This window comes from Pantoea sp. E956-1 (assembly GCF_982223955.1).
The window spans coordinates 1-430 of sequence record NZ_CEUYZP010000082.1; the positions used below are offsets into that span (position 1 = coordinate 1).

Here is a 430-nt window from a genome sequence, read left to right on the forward strand (position 1 = left end):
AACTGCGCCAAGGCGTGAAGGTCATCGCCGGCGTGGTCGAAACCCATGGCCGCGCCGAAACCGAAGCCTTGCTCGGCGGCCTGCCGCAGCAACCACTGGTGCGCAGCGAATACCGTGGCGTGCTGCTTGAGGAAATGGACCTCGACGGCATTCTCGCGGCCAAGCCGAAGCTTGTGCTGGTGGATGAACTGGCCCACAGCAACGCCCCCGGCAGCCGTCACGCCAAGCGCTGGCAAGACATTCAGGAACTGCTCTCCGCCGGCATCGACGTGTTCACCACGGTCAACGTCCAGCACCTGGAAAGCCTCAACGATCAGGTGCGCGGTATCACCGGCGTACAGGTGCGCGAGACCCTGCCGGACTGGGTGTTGCAGGAGGCGTTCGAACTGCTGCTGATCGACTTGCCGCCGCGTGAATTGCTCGAGCGTCT

The 430-nt window shown here is 64.0% G+C and carries 1 protein-coding gene; it reads left to right on the forward strand.

Translation table 11 applies throughout. The features are described from left to right. On the forward strand, nt 1-430 hold a 430-nt coding region (locus AC0T7J_RS25365), incomplete at both ends, for a histidine kinase (protein ID WP_473798547.1).